Raw genomic sequence first — 20,493 nt, 5'->3', positions numbered from 1 at the left:
GCCGACGGGGTGCGGGAACCCCCGCAATACACAGGAGGCACGTCAATGAGCTACCCGGCCGCGGTGCTCGGCACCGGACAGACGAACCATGTGACCAAGCGGACGGACGTGTCCATGGCGGGCATGTGCCGTGAGGCCATCGACCGCGCCCTCGCCGATTCCGAACTCACCATGGCCGATATCGACGCGGTCGTGGTCGGCAAGGCCCCGGACCTGTTCGAGGGCTCCATGATGCCCGAGCTCTTCATGGCGGATGCCCTGGGAGCCACCGGAAAACCACTGCTGCGCGTGCACACCGCCGGTTCGGTCGGCGGGTCCACCGGTATCGTCGCCGCCAATCATGTGCAGGCGGGCGTGTACGGCAAGGTGCTCGCCATCGCCTGGGAGAAGCAGTCGGAATCCAATGCCATGTGGGCACTGTCGAATCCGGTGCCCTTCACCAAGCCGGTCGGCGCGGGCGCGGGGGGCTACTTCGCCCCGCACGTGCGCGCCTACATTCGCCGCGCCAACGCTCCGCTGCACATCGGTGCCATGGTCGCGGTGAAGGACCGGCGCAATGGCGCTCTGAACCCGCTCGCGCATCTGCGGCAGGCCGATATCTCGATGGAATCGGTGACGGCTTCCCAAATGCTCTGGGACCCCATTCGTTTCGACGAGACCTGCCCGTCCTCGGACGGCGCCTGCGCCATGGTGATCGGCGATGAGTCCTCCGCCAAGGCAATGGAGGCGCGCGGACGCAAGGTGGCGTGGGTGCACGGCACCGCCATGCGCACCGAACCGCTCGCCTACGTCGGCCGCGATCAGGTCAATCCTCTTGCGGGACAGGCGGCCGCGGCCGCACTGTGGCAGCAGGCCGGAATCACCAATCCCCTCGAAGAGATCGACGCGGCCGAGATCTACGTGCCGTTCTCCTGGTTCGAGCCCATGTGGCTGGAGAACCTGGGCTTCACGCCCGAGGGCGAGGGCTGGAAGCTCACCGATGCGGGCGAAACCGCCATCGGCGGGAAGCTGCCGGTCAATCCGTCCGGCGGCGTGCTGTCCTCCAATCCCATTGGCGCATCCGGTCTCATCCGTTTCGCCGAAGCCGCCAAGCAGGTCATGGACCGGGCCGGGGACTACCAGGTGGAGAACGCGAAGAAGGCATTCGGCCACGCGTACGGCGGTGGGTCGCAATACTTCTCGATGTGGGTCGTAGGGAGTGAGCAGCCGTGACAACAACCACCGAACATCCCGCACGGGTCGCCGGGGCCGCCTCACAGGCGGCGGTGCGCGCCAGGGATAAGGACGCCTGGGTCGCGCTCTTCGCCGCCGACGGCATTGTCGAGGACCCCATCGGGCCGTCCTTCTTCGATCCCGAGGGCGTGGGCCATCGCGGAGCCGAGGCCATTGCGGCCTTCTGGGACAAGGCGATCGCCCAGACCGACTCGATCGAGTTCCTGTTCGAGGACTCCTTCGCCTGCGGACGCGAGGTGGCGTTCACCGGTCGCATCCGCACCCGCATGGGCGGACAGGTCATCGATGCCGAGGGTGTCTTCACCTACAAGGTGGATGAACAGGGCAAGATCCTGGCCCTGCGTGCGTTCTGGGAGACAGAGCGCGCGATGGCGACGATGAAGCCTGAGTAACTCTCGGTCTCGTGCCCCCGCCTGCTGACGCAGGCGGGGGCACAGCTGCGTGTTGGAGGGGTCGGCCCACCGCCCCCGATACGCACACCGGCACAGCTCGATGCCAGAGGGTCACCCACCGCCCGCTGATACACGCACCGGCACAGCTCGATGTCAGAGGGTCGCCCACCGCCCGCTGATACGCACACCGGCACAGCTCGATGTCAGAGGGTCGCCCGCTGATGCGGGCTCAGCTGAGTGTTCGAGGATAGACGGAGCAGCAGAGCGGGCGTCCGGATCTCCGGACGCCCGCTCTGCTGTTGTGTGTCAGTGCTGTACTGGGCAGCCACCGTTGGGCTTGTAGTCGACCTTGAACTCCTTGACGCCGTTCAGCCAACCCGAGCGCAACCGCCTGGGATCACCGAGCCTGGCGATATCCGGTAGGTGATCGGCGATGGCGTTGAAGATGATTTCCACCTCGAGCCGCGCCAGATTCGCGCCGATGCAGAAGTGCGCACCGGTACCACCGAAGGACAGGTGCGGATTGGGATCCCGGAGAATATTGAAGGTATACGGGTCCTCGAACTCCGCTTCGTCGAAATTCGCGGCCCGATAGGACAGCAGCACCCGCTGCCCCTTCTTGATCTGCACACCCGCCAGCTCGGTGTCCTCGAGTGCGGTGCGCTGGAACGAACTCACCGGCGTGGCCCACCGAATGATCTCGTCCGCGGCGGTTTTCGGCCGTTCCTTCTTGAACAGCTCCCACTGCTCCGGGTGCTCCAGGAAGGCGAGCATGCCGTGCGTGGTCGCATTGCGCGTTGTCTCATTGCCCGCCACCGCGAGCATCATGACAAAGAAGCCGAACTCCTCGGAAGACAGTGACTCACCGTCGATTTCGGCCTGCACCAGCTCGGTGACGATGTCGTTGGCCGGGGCCTGCTTGCGCGCCTCGGCCATCATGTAGGCGTAACCCAGCAGTTCGGTGGAGGCGACCATGGGATCGGCGTCGCTGTCCGGATCGTCATAGCTGGTCATCTCATTGGACCAGCGGAAGATCTTCATCCGATCCTCCTGCGGGACACCGATGAGCTCGGCGATCGCCTGCAACGGCAGCTCGGCGGCCACCTGTTCGACGAAGTCGCCGGTCCCGGATTCGGCGGCGGCCCGCACAATCCGCTCGGCCCGCGCCGTCAGCTCGGCGCGCAGGCCATTGATGACCCGGGGCGTGAAGCCCTTGGAGATGATCTTGCGCAGCTTGGTGTGTTCGGGAGCGTCCTTGTTCAGCAGCACGAAGCGCTGCATCTCGATCTGCTCGCGAGTGATGTCGTCATTGAAACGCGGGATCGCGGTGTTCTCGTAGGTGGAGAACACGTCGCCGCGGCGTGAGACCTCCTTCACGTCCGCGTGCGTTGTGACCACCCAGAAGCCATCGTCGGTGAACCCGCCAACCTCCGGCGATTTGGGATTCCACCAGATAGGAGCGGTACGGCGCAGTTCGGCGAACTCCGCCTCGGGAACCCCGTTCGCCCACATTTCCGGATCTGTGACATCGAAGTCCTCGGGCACATTCGGCCGCGTTGACGTATCCACCACCAGTAGTCTCCTTTGACCAACTGAAACACGTTCTACCATCATTGAAGCACAGGTGGTACGACAGAGGAAGACGCTTTAGTAAACGGCTGTAACAGGTGTGAACCTGTTTCAGTTTGCATCCGAAAGGAACGAAATGGGCACACCCGTAATCGTCGAGGCGGCACGTACGCCGAACGGCAAGCGCAATGGCTGGCTGGCCGGGCTGCACGCCGCCGAACTCCTCGGCGCCGCGCAGAAGGGCGTGCTCGAGCGGGCGGCCCTGGATCCGAAGCTGGTCGAGCAGGTCATCGGCGGCTGCGTCATGCAGGTGGGCGAGCAGTCGAACAATGTCACCCGCACCGCATGGCTGCACGCGGGCCTGCCGTGGCAGACCGGCGCGATGACCGTCGACAATCAGTGTGGTTCGGCTCAGCAGGCGGTCGGCGTGGTGGCCGGACTCATTTCCACCGGCGCCATCGAGGTCGGCCTGGCCTGCGGCGTCGAGTCCATGAGCCATGTTCCGTTGGGCGCCAACGTCGGAACGCACGCCGGGCCCCGCCGCCCCGCGTCGTGGGATATCGATATGCCCGACCAGTTCACCGGCGCGGAGCGAATTGCCAAGCGGCGCGGGATTACTCGTGCCGATGTCGACGCCCTCGGTGAGCGCTCGCAGCGGCTGGCCGCGCAGGCGTGGGCCGAGGGCCGTTTCGACCGCGAGGTCCTGACCATCAAGGGCGCACCACAGGTGGACAAGGAGGGCAACCTCACCGGCGAAACCATGGACGTCGTCCGCGATCAGGGTCTGCGCGACACCACTCGCGAGGGCCTGGCGAAGCTGAAGCCGGTGGCGGAGGGCGGTATTCATACCGCGGGTACCTCGTCGCAAATTTCCGATGGCGCGGCCGGCGTGCTGGTCATGGACGAAAAGGCCGCGCAGCGTTACGGTTTGCGCCCGCGCGCCCGCATCATCACCCAGTGCCTGGTGGGCGGCGAACCCGAATACCAGCTGGACGGTCCGGTTCAGGCGTGCGAGCGACTGCTGGAGCGTTCGGGAATGAGCATGGGCGATATCGACCTGTTCGAGATCAATGAGGCATTCGCCTCGGTAGTACTGTCGTGGGCCTCGGTGCACAAGCCCGACTTCGATCGGGTGAACGTGAACGGCGGCGCGATCGCGCTCGGGCATCCGGTCGGCAGCACCGGATCCCGGCTGATCACAACGGCTTTGCACGAGCTGGAGCGCTCGGACAAGAGCACCGCGATGATCCTGATGTGCTGCGGTGGCGCACTTGCGACAGGCACCATCATCGAGAGGCTGTAGTCCTCAACCTATTTCGGCCACTAGGTTGAACATTCATCCTATGACCCGCGAAACGTGGCGTACGCCACACAAACTCCGGTACAGACAAGAGTATGACTTGTCAGCTATCTTAAGGCTACCGATGGCCCGTCGGGGAAGACCTTCGCGACGGGCTAGAACCGGAACTTGGAGGCCATCCGCAACAACCGTGGGGGTGGCCCGCAAACGCCCAAGCCACGGCAGCTTCTCCGGATCATCGGCTAGAAGGTTCAAGGAAATCGCGAATCAGGCGTAGGTTTTCAGTTACTGAGCCGCTAATATCAATGATACGTATCCGAGATAACGACTGTTAGTACAGCGAAGGGAATTGGGCGGCTCACAATGGCTGATTTCGCGGCGCGGCTGAACAAGCTGTTCGAAACCGTGCATCCCCCGGGGCGTAAGCCGCACACCAACGCAGAGGTGGCGGCGGCCTTGACGGCCTCCGGCCATCCGATCTCGAAACCGTATCTGTCACAGCTGCGGTCGGGACAGCGCACCAATCCGTCGGACGAGACGGTGGCTGCGCTGGCAAAGTTCTTCAAGGTCAAACCGGACTACTTCTTCAACGACATCTACGCGGCCAAGATCGATCATGATCTCGAGCTGTTGTCCCAGCTGCAGGGCTATGGACTGCGTCGTTTGTCGAGTAGAGCGTTCGACCTCTCCGAAGAATCTCAGAACCTTCTCACGTCCATGGCGGAGAAGTTGCGGGCGAGCGAGGGGCTGCCGGAAATCCCTCCGGACGGCACGGAATAGGCCCTGCCTCAAGGCAACACAGTGTGGGTGACTCGGAACCGCACTGTGTTGGTTTGTCACAGGACTCCTCCAGCCGGACCACGAGGGGGCACGAGACGGATCGGCGCTGCTTGCAGGGCAGCGCCGAATCGTCGCTCGTATAAGTACGGTGGGGATGGGGGTGTTAGACCGGTCTCAGGGCATAGAGACCATGTGGCGTAGACCCCTGCGCGGGGGCAATTATGCGCAAAGCTGGCATACGCCACCCAGGTTCAGGGTAGACAGATAAGGGACGACCTTCCTCTGGTGTGCATCGCGGATTCTCCGGTGATGTACCGGATACGGCCAGAGGAAGGTCGTTTTCTTTGTGTGAGATTGCGAATCGAGTTGTGCAATACGCACACTCGAACTGTGCAATGTGCACTTTTCACGCACTGCGGACGCTCAGTCTTTACAACCACATGACAACTCCCCCGTCATGACAACTCCCCCCTCATGCCAACTCCCCGTCATTCCGGCGCGCCTTTGGCCGGAATCCACTACTGCCGTTGACGTATCACGGGTGTGGATCCCGGCCAAAAGCATGCCGGGATGACGAACCTGGCACACGCCCGGATGAGGGCGGCCTTCGCGGATACCAGCGCAGCTACGGCTTCGAGCGACGTTGAGCGACTCACCCCTTCGGCGCGGTGGTGCCCGTCTTCTCCAACGCCGCATCGAAGGCGCGGGCAATGGCCTGGGCCCAGCCGCGCGGGCTCACGCCGGGCGGCGGAGCGATCCAGCGACCGTCTACCACGGTCTCCCCGAACGGGTTCCGTGCCCACCGGGCTACCCGCTCGGCCCGCTCGGTAACCGAGGCGGGTGGCGGACCGGCATCGACCAGCTCCACACCGCCACCGGATTGCAGGAACAGCGCGTCCATGATCTGCGCCACCTGATCGGAAGATTTGAGCTGCGTGGTGGATCCGGTTTGATCCTTGGTCACCACCTCGGGGAAACGGGCGACCAGAACTCGGTGCAATGTCCGAATCTCCCGCAGCAGCAGACGAGCTCGCAGCCAGAGCTCGATGACGATCCAGACCGCGCCCACCGCGATCAGCAACGCCGCGATCTGCCACGCGGGCCAGAACCAGTCCGGTTCATCCGGTTTCGGCATGGTCGCGCCCGCGATCTCGCGACGCAGCGACAGCGCCGACAGCACACCGACCACCAGGGTGCCGGTGGTGTAGAGCGCGATACCGCGCCCCAGCGCCGACCAACCCATACTGCGCACGCCGGTAATGACGACGAAAACGCATTCCAGCAACGTGACGACCCAGCCGAAAGTGGTGGACCAGAACAGCGTCAACAACATGGCGAGCACGCCGCCCGCGTAGATCATCCAGGCGATCTGGCGCAGATTCCGGCGCGAAACCACCGGCCAGGCCGCCGCGGCCACCACCGAGGTGGCGGTGGCGAACAGTACCCACAGTGCGGGAGTGATCCTGTCGGACAACCACATTCCGCGAATACCGCTCGCGCGCAGATGATCGACCGCGACCGCGACCTCCGGAATCGCGATGGTCGACGCCGCCGCGACCGATGCCACCGCGACCACAATCGCCACCCGCGCCGTGGTGGCGGGTTTCACCAGCACCCGTCCCACGCGCGCACCGGCGGCCATCCAGACCAGCAGAGCTGTCAGCCAGAAGGTCATGCTGTGCCCTCCATCGGATGTCCGAGGGGCCCTCCATGGTTACGCACGCTGCCTCCTCCGGGCCCTGACTCGGTCATGCTGTGCCCTCCAACGGATGTCCGAGGGGCCCTCCGTGGTTACGCACGCTGCCTCCTCCGGGCCCTGACTCGGTCATCCGAGGGCCTCATCGAATCGCAGGACCGAGACGCCTGCGCCTCGGCTGTTGAATACGCGCAGGCGGGTCATCAACATATTGGCGAAGGTCTCGGCCTCCCATTCGCACAATTCGTCCTCACCGAGGTCGACGATCTGCTGATGTGCGCGCTGGCTGAGCATGTAGGCGATGAGGTCATCGCTGGCCTCCAGGGTCACCTCGGTGGCGGCCTCACCCGGATGGTCGAACACGATATGCCCCAGCTCGTGTGCGAGCGTGTGCTCGCGACTGGGCAGCGCGGCGGCCAGCACGATCACATCGCGGTCCGGGTAGCTGCGGCGTTGACCGCAGACGCCCGGGCCCAACTGGGCGCTGGCGATCTCGATGGGCCGCCGTCGTTCCAGTGAGATGGCATCCACCACCTGGTCGAGCGTGGTGGCGTCGAAGTCGGCGGCGACCGCGCATACCGCGTCCACGGCCGCCGCCACTCGACGGTAGGACCTGCTGGCGCTGCTATGTGTACGGCTCTCGGTCATCGCTGCCCCCTCACGCCCTCGGTCCGAAGAACTGCAGGCGCGCGGCATCGATGCGCGCCTGTGCCGCCGACGCGCTCTGTGCGCTGACCGCGCCGGAACCCGCACCCGCCAAGGTGAGCGCGAGCAGTCCGCCGATTACCGACAGCATTTTCACCGGCGGCAGCGGACTCGAATCGGAGGTGGGGCGCACCTGCGGATTCGGTTGTGCCAGAACTGGAGTGGGTGGGGGTGGCGGAGGCGGCGCGGGGGCCGGGACCGCCTCCACCGCGGGCGGAACGACAACGGGGGCCACCACGGGCAGCGGCACGAGCGGCGGCGATACGTTGGGCGGCGACGGTGTCTGCGGAATCTCCAGCGGCACCGGGGGCGGTGTGGGCGCCGGAGTCGGCAGCGGGATGAGCAGCAACAGCAGTGGGGAGGCGCAGACCGCGGCCGAACCCACCCCGGCGGAACCTAGAGCCGCGGAACCCGTTGCCGCCGAACCCGCTCCAGCCGATCCGACGCCCGCCGAACCCGCACCCGCGGAACCGACGGCGGCAGAACCGACTCCGGTCGAGCCGGTAGCCGCTGAACCGAGCGCGCTCGAACCGCCGACCGAACCGGTCGCGGCGGAGCCGGCGGCGGAACCCGCTGCGGCAGAGCCGACTCCGGCCGAACCGACGGCAGCGGAACCGGTGCAGAGCAAGCCGACACCCGCCGAACCCACTGCGGCGGAACCGACGGCGGCCGAGCCGACCGCCGCGGAACCGGTGGCGAGTCCGGCCGAACCCGTCCCGCCCAACAGCAATGCCAGTCCGGCCGAACCGGTACCCAGGAGCGCCCCGGCACCCAATCCGGCGGATCCCACTGCCGCGGAACCGGTTCCGAGTGCGGCCGAGCCGGTGGCCAAAGCGGCCGAACCCGAGCCGACTACCACCGAACCGGCACCCGCGCCGGCCGAGCCGACGGCGGCGCCAGCGGAACCGGCGGCGGCGGAACCGGTACCCAGGACAGCGGATCCCGTTCCGGCACCGGCCGATCCGACAGCGGCTGACCCGGCACCCGCGGAACCGGCGGCGGCAGAACCAACTCCGGCCGAACCGGTACCGAGTATCGCGCCGACCAGATCCCACGGGCCCGTAGGTCCGGCAACGGGACTCGGTTCCAGCGGTGCTTCAACAGGCTGAGGTTCGGGTGCCGGTTCCAGGTCGATACCGCCGGGCTGCGCCTGGGCAGCCATCGGCCCGAGTAGCGCCGAACCGGCGACCACCCCGGCCACCGCCATCATGCGCAACGTGCGACCAACACTCACGCGACAGCCTTCCCCTCATCGGTTTACTGCGCAGTCCAATCGCCCAATCGCCAATTCGCCCCGATTGCCGGACCTTTGCGGAATGCGGGTGATCCTACCGACCATCCACCCACCCCGCACAACTCCCAGCACCATTAGGGGCACTAACAGACCGTACGCCTGCCCCACCCCCGACACGCCGACTATCACAAACAGTCCCAGGACAATTCGGGCGTAACACCCGTAACCACCCGTACCTCACAGCGATCACCAACCTGCCGTGAGGAGAGCGCTCTCGGACGCGACCGATTGGTTTGCTGTACCGGAAACGAACGAGGTTGCAGGAGATCGAGGGCGCACCACGGTCACCCTCACCACCGCGCACACCGAGGTCGACCGCACCGGGTCCGGCACAGCTCCGATCAGCCAGCGTCAGCGCACACCCCCGTCACCCGGCCATACTTTGGTCGGGTCGTCGGCTGCGCAGATATGGATTCCGGCCAACAACATGCCGGAATGACGAAGATGTCCAACCTCCCCCATCTGGCGGCCGCAGCGACATGCCGACGCGACTACTGATTTCGCAAGGTTCGGGGTAGCTCCCGGGGTACGCCGAGAATCGGCTCGGCTCCCAACCGTCGGCACGCGGGCACGACGGCCCACGGCGCCGGGCCGGGCGCTGAAGATTCGAGAGGCGGGGGGTTCGGGTAACTCATCGGGTACGCCCGAACCGAATCGGCTCCCAACCGCCGGCACCCCGCCATCCGGGCATGCTGAGGCCGGGGTTGTCGGCTGCGAAGATGTGGATTCCGGCCAAAAGCACGCCGGAATGACGGAGAAGCCCACCTCCCCCAGCCTGGCGGCCGCAGCGGTATGCCAACGCGACTACTGATTCCGCAAGGTTCGGGGTAACTCACCGGGTACGCCCAAAATAATGTCGGTTCCCAACCGCCGGCACGCGTGCACGACAGTCGACGGCTCTCGGCCGGGCGCTGAAGACTCGGGGAGGCGGGACGGCTCAGGCCCCGTAGACCGGTTCCGGTGTGGTGGCCTTGGTGAGGAGATCGCGGACTACCGGGCCGAGTTCGGCCGGTTCCCAGCGGGCGCCGCGGTCGACGGAGACGCCGTGGCGCCAGCCGTCGGCGACGGTGACCTTGCCGCCCTCGACCTCGAACATGCGGCCGGTGACCCCGGCGGAGTCGGCGCTGCCGAGCCACACCACCAGGGGGGATACGTTTTCGGGGGCCATGGCGTCGAAGCCGTCCTCGGGGGCCGACATCATGTCGGCGAACACGGTTTCGGTCATGCGGGTGCGGGCGGCGGGGGCGATGGCATTGACGGTGATGCCGTAGCGCGCGAATTCGGCCGACGCGGTGAGGGTGAGACCCGCGATACCGGATTTGGCGGCCGAGTAATTGCCCTGGCCGACACTGCCGAGCAGGCCCGCGCCGGAGCTGGTGTTGATAATCCGCGCCTCGGGCATGCGGCCGGCCTTGGCCTCATTGCGCCAGTACTCGGCGGCGTGACGCATGGGGGCGAAGTGGCCCTTGAGGTGCACCTTGATCACGGCGTCCCATTCGTCCTCGCCGAGGTTCACCAGCATGCGGTCGCGCACGATTCCGGCATTGTTGACCAGCACATCCAGGCGACCGAAGGTCTCCACGGCGGTGGCGATGAGGCGACGCGCACCCTCCCAGTCGGAGATGTCGTCGCCGTTCACCACGGCCTCCCCACCGGCGGCCTTGATCTCCTCGACCACCTGGGCGGCCGGGGAATCCGGGCTGGGCGCACCGTCGAGTTCGGCACCCAGGTCGTTCACCACGACCTTCGCACCGGCGGCGGCGAAGGCGAGCGCGTGGGCGCGGCCGATACCCCGGCCCGCACCGGTCACAATGACGACGCGGCCGTCGCAGATCTTCTTATCCGTCATATCGATTACCTCGCTGGTGAGTGAGTAAGGGGGAAGAGGTACGGCCGGTTTCCCGAGGCTGCCGCCGCGGTATCGGCGCAGCCCTCGTCATCCCGGCGCGTTTTTGGCCGGGATCCACTACCGCGGAAGGCGTGGATTCCGGCCAAGAACATGCCGGAATGACTGAGAAGCGTGGCGACATCGCGACCTCGATCTCAGCCGTGGCCGGAGACTGCGGGAACGTCCGCCGTCGATGCTTCGAGGAACGCGGGTTTTTCGCCGCCGCCATGGACCAGCAACGAGCTGCCGCTGAGGTAGGAGGCGAGCGGCGAGGCCAGGAAGGCCGCGGTGTGGCCGATATCCTCGGGGGCCGCCATGCGCCCGAGCGGGACCGTGCGGGCGACGGCGTCGATGCCGTCCGCATCGCCGTAGTGCAGGTGTGAGGATTCCGTGTGCACCATGCCGACGATCACGGAGTTCATCCGAACCTTCGGAGCCCACTCGATGGCGAGCGACGAAACCAGGCTGTCCACACCGGCTTTCGCGGCACCGTAGGCGGCGGTGCCGGGCGATGGGCGGTGACCACTCACGCTGGAGATCATCACGATCGAGCCGCCGGACTGCTGCCGCTGCATGACCTCATTGGCGATCTGCGAAACCAGCAGGGGCGCAAGCAGGTTCAGCTGCACGATCTTGGCGTGGAAATTGGCGCTGGCATCGGCGGCCATGGCGAAGGGCGCGCCACCGGCATTGTTCACCACGGTGTCGAGTCGCCCGTACTTCGCGACAATCGCATCGATCATCTCCCGCACCGAGTCCGGGTCGCGCACATCGCAGGGCAGGAAGTCGACCGCCCGCCCGCCGCTGTCGACCGGGGTATCGGCCGGACGGCGCGCACAGGCCACCACGGTCGCGCCCGCGTCCAGGAATACGCGACTGATCCCAGCCCCGACTCCCCGCACGCCGCCGGTGACCAAGACGACTGAGCCGGAGAGATTCACTTCGATTGCCACCGTGCTAACCTACCAAGCACTTGCTTGTTTTGCCAACGATGGGCTGACACTTTCCAAAGGGAGCGCGATGGGGATCATCCGTCACAACGAAACCGACGGCGTGGAAGTCGTCACTGTCGACTACCCGCCGGTCAACGCCCTGCCGTCCACCGGCTGGTTCGCGCTGGCCGATGCCGTTCGCGAAGCCGGCCGCAATCCGGAAACCCGGGTCGTCGTGCTGCGCGCGGAGGGCCGCGGTTTCAACGCGGGTGTGGATATCAAGGAGATGAACGCCGACGTCGGGCACACCAAGCTGATCGCCGCCAATCACGGCTGCTTCGAGGCCTTCGCCGCCATCTACGACTGCCAGGTCCCCGTCGTGACCGCGGTGAACGGCTTCTGCCTCGGCGGTGGCATCGGTCTCGTCGGTAACTCCGATGTCATCGTGGCCTCCGACGACGCCACCTTCGGCCTGCCCGAGGTGGATCGCGGCGCACTCGGTGCGGCCACCCACCTGTCCCGGCTGGTCCCCCAGCACCTGATGCGCACCATGTTCTATACGGCGGGCACGCTCACCGCGCAGCAGCTGCATCACTACGGTTCGGTCTTCAAGGTGGTGCCGCGCGCCGAACTCGACTCCGCCGCAATGGAAGTCGCCAAGAACATCGCCAATAAGGATGGCCGGGTCATTCGGGCCGCCAAGAAGGCGCTGAACGGTATCGACGTGCAGGACGTGCACCGCTCCTACCGTTACGAGCAGGGTTTCACCATGGAGCTCAACCTCGCCGGTGTGGCCGATGAGATTCGCGCCCGGTTCGACGATGATCTGGCCGCCCAGAAGTCGTCACAGCAGAAGGAGTCGTAATAACCATGCGCGACAAGCGAATGTCGTTGGACGAGGTCGTCGGCGAACTGCGCAGCGGAATGACCATCGGTATCGGTGGCTGGGGCTCCCGGCGCAAGCCGTTGGCGTTCGTGCGGGCGCTCCTGCGTTCGGATATCGACGACTTGACGGTCGTCACCTACGGCGGACCGGATCTGGGTCTGCTGTGCTCGGCGGGCAAGGTACGAAAGGCCTACTACGGCTTCGTATCCCTGGATTCGGCTCCCTTCTACGACCCGTGGTTCGCCAAGGCGCGTACCGGTGGCGAGATCACCGTGCGTGAGATGGATGAGGGCATGGTGAAGTGTGGCCTCCAGGCCGCCGCCGCCCGCCTGCCGTTCCTGCCGATTCGTGCCGGATTGGGTTCGGCCGTCATCGATTTCTGGGAGGGCGAGCTGAAAACGGTGCGGTCGCCGTACCCGGCGGAGGACGGTCGCACCGAAACCCTCGTGGCCATGCCCGCTTTGAACCTCGACGCGTCCTTCGTGCACCTGGATCTGGGCGATAAGCACGGCAATGCCGCCTACACCGGCGTCGATCCGTACTTCGACGATCTGTACTGCCTGGCCGCCGAGCGCCGCTACCTGTCGGTGGACCGCCTGGTCGAGACCGAGGAACTGGTGAAAGCCGTTCCGAACCAGTCGATCATCCTCAATCGCATGATGGTCGACGGTGTGGTCGAGGCTCCAGGTGGCGCGCACTTCACCTTCTCCGGCAGCTACGGCCGTGATGAGAAGTTCCAGCGCCACTATGTGGAGGCCGCGAAGACGCCCGAGTCGTGGGCCGAGTTCAAGGCTCGCTACCTCGATGTGTCCGAGGACGAATATCAGTCCGCCGTCCGTGCTTTCGCCGAGGAGCAGAAGTAATGAGCGACACCACCACCATCACTCGCGCCGAGATCTGCGTCGTCGCGGCGGCGGAGATCTTCCGGGGCGCGGGCGAGATCATGGCCAGCCCGATGTCCACCATCACCACCATCGGCGCGCGCCTGGCACGGCTCACCTTCGAACCGGATCTGCTGCTGTCCGACGGCGAGGCGCTGTTCTTCGCCGAGGTTCCCCCCATCGGCGGCAAGGCGCCGATCGAGGGCTGGATTCCGTTCTCCAAGGTGTTCGATGTCGTCGCCTCCGGTCGCCGCCACGTCGTGATGGGCGCGAACCAGATCGACCGGTTCGGCAATCAGAACCTGTCAGCTTTCGGTGCGCTGCAACAGCCTTCGCGTCAGATGTTCGGTGTACGCGGCGCGCCCGGCAACACCATCAACCACGCCACCAGCTATTTTGTACCCAGGCACAATAAGCGGGTGTTCGTCGAGACCGTCGATATCGTCTCCGGAATCGGTTACGACAAGCTCGATCCCGAGAACCCTGCCTACCGGTTCCACCACCTGCACCGGGTGGTGTCGAATCTGGGTGTCTTCGACTTCGGCGGACCCGATCACACGCTGCGTGCGCTGTCGCTGCACCCGGGTGTCGGCGCCGATGAGGTCGCCGACAACACCTCGTTCGAGATCGCCGGTCTCGGCGAAGCGGGCGAGACCCGTTTGCCCACGGAGGAAGAGTTGCGGATCATCCGTACCGTCCTCGATCCCAAGGGCTTCCGTGACAAGGAAGTGGCGGCATGAGTGCTCGGCTGCGTACTCCGCTGACCGAATTGGTCGGCATCGAGCATCCGATCGTGCAGACCGGTATGGGCTGGGTCGCCGGACCCGGTCTGGTGTCGGCCACCGCCAATGCGGGCGGGCTCGGCATTCTGGCCTCGGCCACCATGACCTTCGCCGAGCTGGAAGCAGCCATCGCGAAGACCAAGTCACAGACCGATAAGCCGTTCGGCGTGAATATTCGCGCCGATGCCACCGATGCGCCCGAGCGCATCGAGTTGCTCATCCGCGAGCAGGTGAAGGTGGCGTCCTTCGCGCTCGCGCCCAAGAAGGAACTCATCGCCCGCCTGAAAGACGCCGGCGTAGTGGTGGTTCCGTCCATCGGTGCGGCCAAGCACGCCGTGAAGGTGGCATCGTGGGGTGCTGACGCGGTCATCGTGCAGGGTGGTGAGGGCGGCGGCCACACCGGCCCGGTCGCCACCACCTTGCTGCTGCCGTCCGTACTCGACGCCGTCGATATCCCCGTCGTCGCCGGTGGTGGCTTCTTCGACGGTCGCGGCCTGGCCGCCGCACTGTCCTACGGTGCGGCAGGTGTCGCCATGGGCACCCGCTTCCTGCTGACCCAGGAGAGCAGCGTCCCGGATGCGGTGAAGCAGGAGTACCTGAGCCGCGGCCTCCAGGACACCATCGTCTCCACCAAGGTCGACGGCATGCCACACCGTGTGCTCAATACCGAACTGGTGCAGAAGCTGGAACATTCGGGCCGCACCCGCGGTTTCGCCGCCGCGGCGGGGAACGCCCTGAAGTTCAAGGGCATGACCGGTATGAAGTGGTCGACCATCGTCAAGGACGGCCTCGCCATGCGAAAGCACAAGGACCTCACCTGGTCCCAGGTGATCATGGCCGCCAACACCCCCATGCTGCTGAAAGCCGGTCTGGTAGAGGGCAATACCCACGCGGGCGTACTCGCGGCGGGCCAGGTCACCGGCATTATCGAGGACCTCCCCACCTGCGAGGAACTCATCAACCGCATCATCACCGACGCGGTAGCCCGCATCGACGCCCTCAACCAGTACCGCGTAACCGACACGGCGACCGCCTGATTTGGTCGCCCCGAACGCTGCGGTCCCCTCATCCGCGGCGCTCCCCGATCCGCGCGGCGGACACGATTCGCCGCGCACCCCATCGGATCGGACCACCCTCTCCGATCCGTAGCGCACCCGGCAGAACTCCGGGCCACGCCGTTGCCGCCCCTGGAACCTCTCGTCCAGGGGCGGTTCCGCGTTTATGGACGATGCGACCGGCGAATCCGGTACTCGACGTGTCACGACCTGCGATCAAGTCCTCGAGCTATGTTGGAGTCGACCGTTCGCAAGGGTTGGAGTGATATCCGTGAGCGTCCCTGCCATGCACCCGCGCCCAGGAAGCCTGCGCGTCGTCGCCGAGCAGATCGAAGGCGCCACGGGTCTGCGCGTGGAAATCCTGGGAGGCAGTCTCGTGATGTCACCAACGCCCCGTGGCAAGCATGCGGGGACGATTCGGCGATTGCGTCGACAACTCGAGGCCCGCATGCCTTCCGGACTAGCCCCCTACGAGGTGACGTCCGTCGCCATGCCCGGCGATGACGACGACTACTGCACTCCTGACCTGGTGGTCCTACCCGAGAGCTGGGACACCGACGATGCCTGGCTGGCAGATCCAGCCGACGCCGACCTCGCCGTCGAAGTGATCTCCAAGTCCGAGAAGGCCGCGCAGATCACGGACAAGAACGGTTGGTACAGCGCCGCTGGCATCCGAATCTTGCTGGTCCTAGACCCGCGATTCGCCACATGGTCCCTCTACACCCATCCCAGAAATGGCGAGTATCACGGCCAACTGGCCGGGGAATACGGCGACGACGTACCGCTCCCCGAGCCGTTCGGTTTCTCCCTCGATACCGGAACTTTGCCTGTCTACCAGTAACCGGACCTACTCCCGAGGATGGTCAGCCGTGAACCACGCTCGCCGCAACCGGTGGAAGATACCCGACGAGCATCGCGCGGACCCCGACTACATTGCCGCAGCCGATGCCTTCGCCTTAGCGCAAGCCGTTTACAACAGAAGGACAGCGCTGGGTGTCACCCCGACCGAGCTGGCACGCCGCGCCGGTATGACGCAACCGCAGGTGAGTCGGCTGGAAGGCGGCGACGTCACCCCGAACCTGCCCCTGCTACACCGGCTCTCCATCGCATTGGAGGCCGAGCTCCAACTGTCGTTCAAAGGCGAGGAATTGGCGGTCGAGTTCATTGGGCGCGCAGCGTGACAGGCTGAGCCATCACCTACCTCCGCTTGATGCCGCTCGCCATTGCCAGGACAGCATCCAGGATCGGAGTGGGAGTGAGGCCCGCGCTGAGCGCCTGGATCTTGCCGGAGAGACCGACCACATAGCGGGCCTTGGGGCGGCGGGTGGTGAGGGCGCGTTCCACCTCGTCCACGACGGTGGAGACCGGGGCCGCGATCTTCTGGACCTGTTGGGCCATTTTGCGCATGCCCGCGAGATGGTTCGCGTAGAGCTCGGATTGGGCGGGGGTCAGGCGGGCGATGGTGTTGTCGACCATTTGGACGGCGTCGGACCACATATCGGTGGCTATCGGGCCGGGTTCGATCATGGAGACCGGGATTCCCCAGGGGCGCAATTCGATTCGGAGGGCATCGACCATGCCCTCGAGGGCGAATTTCGAGGAGTTGTAGGCACCGGTGCCAGGGGTGGATATGCGGCCGCTGAGGGAGGAGAGGAAGACTATGCGGCCCTTGTTGGCGCGGATGCGGGGCAGGACCGCCTGGGTGACCGCGATGGTGCCGATGACATTGACCTCGAACTGGTCGCGCAGGCTCTCGGTGCTGAGGATTTCCACGGGGCCGTCCACGACAATGCCCGCATTGTTGACCACCGCGTCGAGGTCGGCGGGGAGGGTCTGGTCGAGGGCGGCGATCTGGTCGGCGTCGGTGATATCGAGAAGCACCGGAATGATGCCGGGGTGCTGGGCGACGAGGGCGTCGCCGTCGGCGGGTTTACGGACCCCGGCGTAGACCTGCCAGCCGGTTTCGGCCAGGCGCAGGCTGATCGCCTTGCCGATGCCGCGGGCCGCTCCGGTCACCAACACAGATTTCATGGGCTGAGCCTACTTTCCCTACCGGCCGGTCGGCTCGTCATAGGAGGACGTGCCTTCATCGAGGAGTGGTTCCGCTGTTTTGAAGTGCTCGGGGGCGAACAGTCGCAGCGCGTGGTAACCGGTGATGACCACGAGCGTGCCCAGGGCGATACCGCTCAGGGTGAAGTTATCGGTGATCTGCATACTCACATTGCCGATGCCGATGATGATGCCCGCGGCGCACGGCACCAGGTTCACCGGATTGCGTAGATCCACATTGGCGTTGGTCCAGATCTGCGCGCCGAGCAGGCCGATCATGCCGTAGAGAATGACGGTGATACCGCCGAGCACGCCGCCCGGAATGGCCGCGACCACCGCGCCGAATTTGGGGCACAGTCCGAACAGCAGCGCGAATCCGGCGGCAGCCCAGTAGGCGGCCGTCGAGTAGACACGGGTGGCGGCCATGACGCCGATATTCTCGGAGTAGGTGGTGTTGGGCGGGCCGCCGAAACCGGTGGAGAGCATGGATGCCGCACCGTCGGCGGCAATCGCGGTGCCGAGTTTGCTGTCGAGATTGTCGCCGGTCATTTCGCCGACGGCCTTGACGTGACCCGCGTTCTCGGCGATCAGCGCGATCACCACGGGTAGCGCGACCAGGATCGCCGACCATTCGAAGGCCGGGGCGTGGAAGTCCGGCAAGCCGATCCAATCGGCCTTGCCCACACCGGACAGATCGAGCCGCCAGTGATCGGTGACCGCGCCGCTGCCGTCGTCGGAGTTGATCTGCCCCAGCACCCGGTCCTGCACCCAGGAGAACGCGTAGCCGAACACCAGCCCCAGGAAGATCGCGATGCGCGACCAGAATCCGCGCAGCGCCACCACGGCCAACCCGGTGAACAGCATGGTCAGCAAGGCCGTCCACTGATCCTGCGGCCAGTACACCGTCGCCGTCACCGGCGCCAGGTTGAATCCGATCAGCATGACCACCGCACCGGTCACCGCCGGTGGCATGGCCGCGTGAATGATCCGCGCCCCGAACCGCCGCACCGCAACACCGACTCCGAAGAGCACCGCGCCGACCACCAGGCACGCACCGGTAATGGTCGCGATGGTGCCGCCATCGGCCTTGATCACCGCCGCCACCCCGACGAACGACAGCGAACAGCCCAGATAGCTGGGCACTTTGCCCCTGGTGGCCAGCAGGAAGATCATGGTGGCGACACCGGACATCATGATCGCCAGATTGGGATCGAGCCCCATCAGCACCGGCGCGACGAAACTCGCCCCGAACATGGCCACCACGTGCTGTGCCCCCAGCCCGGCGGTCCGCGGCCACGACAACCGCTCATCGGGCCGTACCACCGCGCCCGGGGCGGGAGTCCGCCCGTCGCCGTGCAGTTTCCAACGCACGCCGAGGTCCATATGTACTCCGCTTTCTACAGGTCCGAATAAATCTTCGAGCATCGTAGGCGAGCAAACACTTGGCTCCACGCCACGGCAGTCCGTGCGGCGCGCTTGCGGCCCGAACGACCGTGACTTCGTTCGGCGCGAATCAGCGCGGCAACCTACAACCCGTAGCGCCGTCGCACATCGGGTGGCAGCGCATGCGGATTCTCGTAATCGTCGGTGTCCTCGGGATGCGCGGGTTTCCACCGGGGCGCGGGCTCGGCCGAGTTCGGTGTCGCGATGTCACTCGCGATGAAGCGCCGCAGCATCGACGACACGATGGGGTCGTCGGCCAACTCCCGGCGCAGCTTCGCCACCCGCTCGTCGGCCTGCCGGAGGGCTTGGCTGTGTGCCGCCGAAATCGCCTCGGCCAGAGTGGGATCCGTCAGCTCCAATCCGGTGATCCGCCCATCTGCGGCTACCTCGATCCGCACCCCCGGTGCCGAGACCGAGGCACGCACTCGCTCGACTGCGTCCTGCACGTGCCGTGCCTTGCGCGCGATCTCCTCGAACCGTCCGTCCTCGGACATCGACCTCGGGCCCTCCTGGATACGTCTGGCAAGATTGAACCCGATGACCGAACCGGTGATCGGTGCGGCGGCCGGGAGCGAGATCGGAAACCGCTACACGGCGAATTTCGATGTCGCCCATCCGAGTATGGATCCGTGATCGCGGTGGTCGCAGACGGTATGGGCGACGGGCGAGGTAGTGCCATGGCGTCTCGGACCACCGTGGACATTGTGGTCGAACGGCCGCGGGAACACGCGGATACGGGCGCGATTCGGGATGCGGTCGCCGTGGCTCGGCAGCGAGTCGGGGATTTCGCGGGGAGATCGGTGAGCTGGCGGGGTGCGGGAACTGCTGACCGTCGATCACATGATGGCGTGGCTCGGAGCGGTGCACGGCTGGTATCCATTCGATTCACCGCAGCGGTATCGGCGGGATATCAGTCGACTCGGTACATCGGGCATGCCGGTGGGCGCAGCCGGATGTTGTACACATTCATCCACAGGCTGGTGATGTGTACCCGTTGTGTGCGGATGGCGTGGCCGAACAGGTCCCCTACGCGTTCGACGGCTAACCGATCGGTTCGCTCAGGTAGCGCTGCACGGTCGGCCCGACCCAGGCGACGAGTTCATCGGCGGTCATGGCCGCCACCGGAGGCAGTCGCAGCACATAGCGGCAGAGGGCGACTCCGAGCATCTGGGCGCCGACCAGCCCAGCACGCGTCGCGACTTCGGCCGGATCTATGCCACGTCCGATCAGCATGGGGATGATCTGACCGCCGAATATGGTGCGCATCTTTTCGGCCGCACCCTCATTGGTGACCGCGGCGCGCAGCAGGGCGGGCAGTGTCTCGTCGGATTCCCAGCGGTGGATGGCGTAGGCGGTCAGGGCGGCACCCAGTTCGTCGATGGGTACCTCCGCGAAATCCGGTAGCCGCAAATCGAATTCGGCGGCCAGGGCGAAGAGTTTGTCCTTGGAGCCGTAGTAGCGCATGACCATGGCCGGGTCGATGCCCGCGTCGGCGGCGATCGCCCGAATGGTCGCCCGGTCGTATCCGTCCCGCGCGAACCGTTCGCGGGCCGCCGCGAGGATGGCTGCCCGGGTCGCATCGGACCGCCTAGTTCGTTCCGCCGTCAT

General features: G+C 65.8%; 20 protein-coding genes. 10 read left to right on the top strand and 10 right to left on the bottom strand.

The genetic code is table 11. The annotated features are described in order from the left end of the window. Positions 1-45 precede the first annotated feature (45 nt). Together NU1_RS04065 and NU1_RS04060 are read left to right on the top strand one after the other, a co-directional pair. On the top strand, positions 46-1,212 hold the full coding sequence (locus NU1_RS04065) for a thiolase family protein (RefSeq protein WP_067517543.1): 1,167 nt from the start codon (positions 46-48) through the stop codon (positions 1,210-1,212). Continuing rightward, on the top strand, positions 1,209-1,625 hold the full coding sequence (locus NU1_RS04060; RefSeq protein ID WP_067517541.1) for a nuclear transport factor 2 family protein: 417 nt from the start codon (positions 1,209-1,211) through the stop codon (positions 1,623-1,625). The genes NU1_RS04065 and NU1_RS04060 overlap by 4 nt, the downstream gene beginning before the upstream one ends. A 306-nt stretch (positions 1,626-1,931) precedes the next feature. On the opposite strand, the gene NU1_RS04055 is transcribed toward NU1_RS04060, so the two are convergent. Continuing rightward, a complete protein-coding gene (locus NU1_RS04055) occupies positions 1,932-3,239 on the bottom strand; it encodes a cytochrome P450 (RefSeq protein ID WP_067517539.1) in 1,308 nt (435 codons plus the stop codon). Between the two features lie 91 nt (positions 3,240-3,330). Here NU1_RS04055 and NU1_RS04050 point away from each other — a divergent pair, with 91 nt between their 5' ends. Together NU1_RS04050 and NU1_RS04045 are read left to right on the top strand one after the other, a co-directional pair. Beyond that, complete coding sequence (locus NU1_RS04050; protein ID WP_067517537.1) at positions 3,331-4,497, top strand: steroid 3-ketoacyl-CoA thiolase; 1,167 nt, start codon at positions 3,331-3,333, stop codon at positions 4,495-4,497. Positions 4,498-4,857: 360 nt separating this feature from the next. Next, positions 4,858-5,274: a helix-turn-helix domain-containing protein gene (locus NU1_RS04045; RefSeq protein ID WP_011207048.1), complete on the top strand. Its 417-nt coding sequence runs from the start codon at positions 4,858-4,860 to the stop codon at positions 5,272-5,274. Between the two features lie 652 nt (positions 5,275-5,926). Here the strand turns inward: NU1_RS04045 and NU1_RS04040 are convergent. The 5 genes from NU1_RS04040 to NU1_RS04020 form a co-directional block, all read right to left on the bottom strand. Then, positions 5,927-6,949 carry a hypothetical protein gene (locus NU1_RS04040; RefSeq protein ID WP_067517535.1) on the bottom strand — a complete coding sequence of 341 codons (1,023 nt, stop codon included), beginning with the start codon at positions 6,947-6,949 and terminating at the stop codon, positions 5,927-5,929. 150 nt (positions 6,950-7,099) lie between these two features. Beyond that, the gene (locus tag NU1_RS04035) at positions 7,100-7,618 is read right to left on the bottom strand and encodes an ImmA/IrrE family metallo-endopeptidase (RefSeq protein ID WP_067517534.1); all 519 of its coding nucleotides are present in this window, start codon (positions 7,616-7,618) and stop codon (positions 7,100-7,102) included. A 10-nt stretch (positions 7,619-7,628) separates the two neighbouring features. Beyond that, positions 7,629-8,909 carry a hypothetical protein gene (locus NU1_RS04030; protein WP_157551976.1) on the bottom strand — a complete coding sequence of 427 codons (1,281 nt, stop codon included), beginning with the start codon at positions 8,907-8,909 and terminating at the stop codon, positions 7,629-7,631. A gap of 997 nt (positions 8,910-9,906) precedes the next feature. Continuing rightward, complete coding sequence (locus tag NU1_RS04025) at positions 9,907-10,818, bottom strand: SDR family oxidoreductase (RefSeq protein ID WP_067517520.1); 912 nt, start codon at positions 10,816-10,818, stop codon at positions 9,907-9,909. A gap of 194 nt (positions 10,819-11,012) precedes the next feature. After that, positions 11,013-11,810 carry an SDR family oxidoreductase gene (locus NU1_RS04020; RefSeq protein ID WP_371859760.1) on the bottom strand — a complete coding sequence of 266 codons (798 nt, stop codon included), beginning with the start codon at positions 11,808-11,810 and terminating at the stop codon, positions 11,013-11,015. Between the two features lie 67 nt (positions 11,811-11,877). Here NU1_RS04020 and NU1_RS04015 point away from each other — a divergent pair, with 67 nt between their 5' ends. From NU1_RS04015 to NU1_RS03990, 6 genes are all read left to right on the top strand, one after another. After that, a complete protein-coding gene (locus NU1_RS04015) occupies positions 11,878-12,654 on the top strand; it encodes an enoyl-CoA hydratase family protein (protein WP_067517514.1) in 777 nt (258 codons plus the stop codon). A gap of 5 nt (positions 12,655-12,659) precedes the next feature. Beyond that, on the top strand, positions 12,660-13,538 hold the full coding sequence (locus NU1_RS04010; protein WP_067517513.1) for a CoA transferase subunit A: 879 nt from the start codon (positions 12,660-12,662) through the stop codon (positions 13,536-13,538). Further along, a complete protein-coding gene (locus tag NU1_RS04005; protein WP_067517512.1) occupies positions 13,538-14,296 on the top strand; it encodes a CoA-transferase subunit beta in 759 nt (252 codons plus the stop codon). Before NU1_RS04010 ends, NU1_RS04005 begins: the two co-directional genes overlap by 1 nt. Further along, positions 14,293-15,375 (top strand): NAD(P)H-dependent flavin oxidoreductase, encoded by a 1,083-nt coding sequence (locus tag NU1_RS04000; protein ID WP_067517507.1) that lies wholly within the window; start codon positions 14,293-14,295, stop codon positions 15,373-15,375. Before NU1_RS04005 ends, NU1_RS04000 begins: the two co-directional genes overlap by 4 nt. Positions 15,376-15,664: 289 nt before the next feature. After that, complete coding sequence (locus tag NU1_RS03995; RefSeq protein WP_212761911.1) at positions 15,665-16,234, top strand: Uma2 family endonuclease; 570 nt, start codon at positions 15,665-15,667, stop codon at positions 16,232-16,234. A gap of 28 nt (positions 16,235-16,262) precedes the next feature. Beyond that, positions 16,263-16,574 (top strand): helix-turn-helix domain-containing protein, encoded by a 312-nt coding sequence (locus NU1_RS03990; RefSeq protein WP_067517501.1) that lies wholly within the window; start codon positions 16,263-16,265, stop codon positions 16,572-16,574. 16 nt (positions 16,575-16,590) lie between these two features. Here the strand turns inward: NU1_RS03990 and NU1_RS03985 are convergent, their stop codons facing one another. The 4 genes from NU1_RS03985 to NU1_RS03970 all read right to left on the bottom strand — a co-directional run bounded on the left by NU1_RS03985 (position 16,591) and on the right by NU1_RS03970 (position 20,493). After that, positions 16,591-17,424 carry an SDR family oxidoreductase gene (locus tag NU1_RS03985; RefSeq protein WP_067517500.1) on the bottom strand — a complete coding sequence of 278 codons (834 nt, stop codon included), beginning with the start codon at positions 17,422-17,424 and terminating at the stop codon, positions 16,591-16,593. Positions 17,425-17,442: 18 nt separating this feature from the next. Then, on the bottom strand, positions 17,443-18,825 hold the full coding sequence (locus NU1_RS03980; RefSeq protein WP_067517499.1) for a uracil-xanthine permease family protein: 1,383 nt from the start codon (positions 18,823-18,825) through the stop codon (positions 17,443-17,445). Between the two features lie 143 nt (positions 18,826-18,968). Then, positions 18,969-19,379, bottom strand: a complete 411-nt coding sequence (locus NU1_RS03975; RefSeq protein WP_067517498.1) for a YbaB/EbfC family nucleoid-associated protein — start codon at positions 19,377-19,379, stop codon at positions 18,969-18,971. Positions 19,380-19,926: 547 nt separating this feature from the next. Then, entirely contained in the window at positions 19,927-20,493 is a 567-nt protein-coding gene (locus NU1_RS03970) for a TetR/AcrR family transcriptional regulator (protein ID WP_170264294.1), read from the bottom strand.

It is taken from the genome of Nocardia uniformis NBRC 13702, from assembly GCF_001613345.1.
GTDB lineage: Bacteria > Actinomycetota > Actinomycetes > Mycobacteriales > Mycobacteriaceae > Nocardia > Nocardia uniformis.
This window is presented reverse-complemented; position numbering and strand designations above follow the sequence as displayed.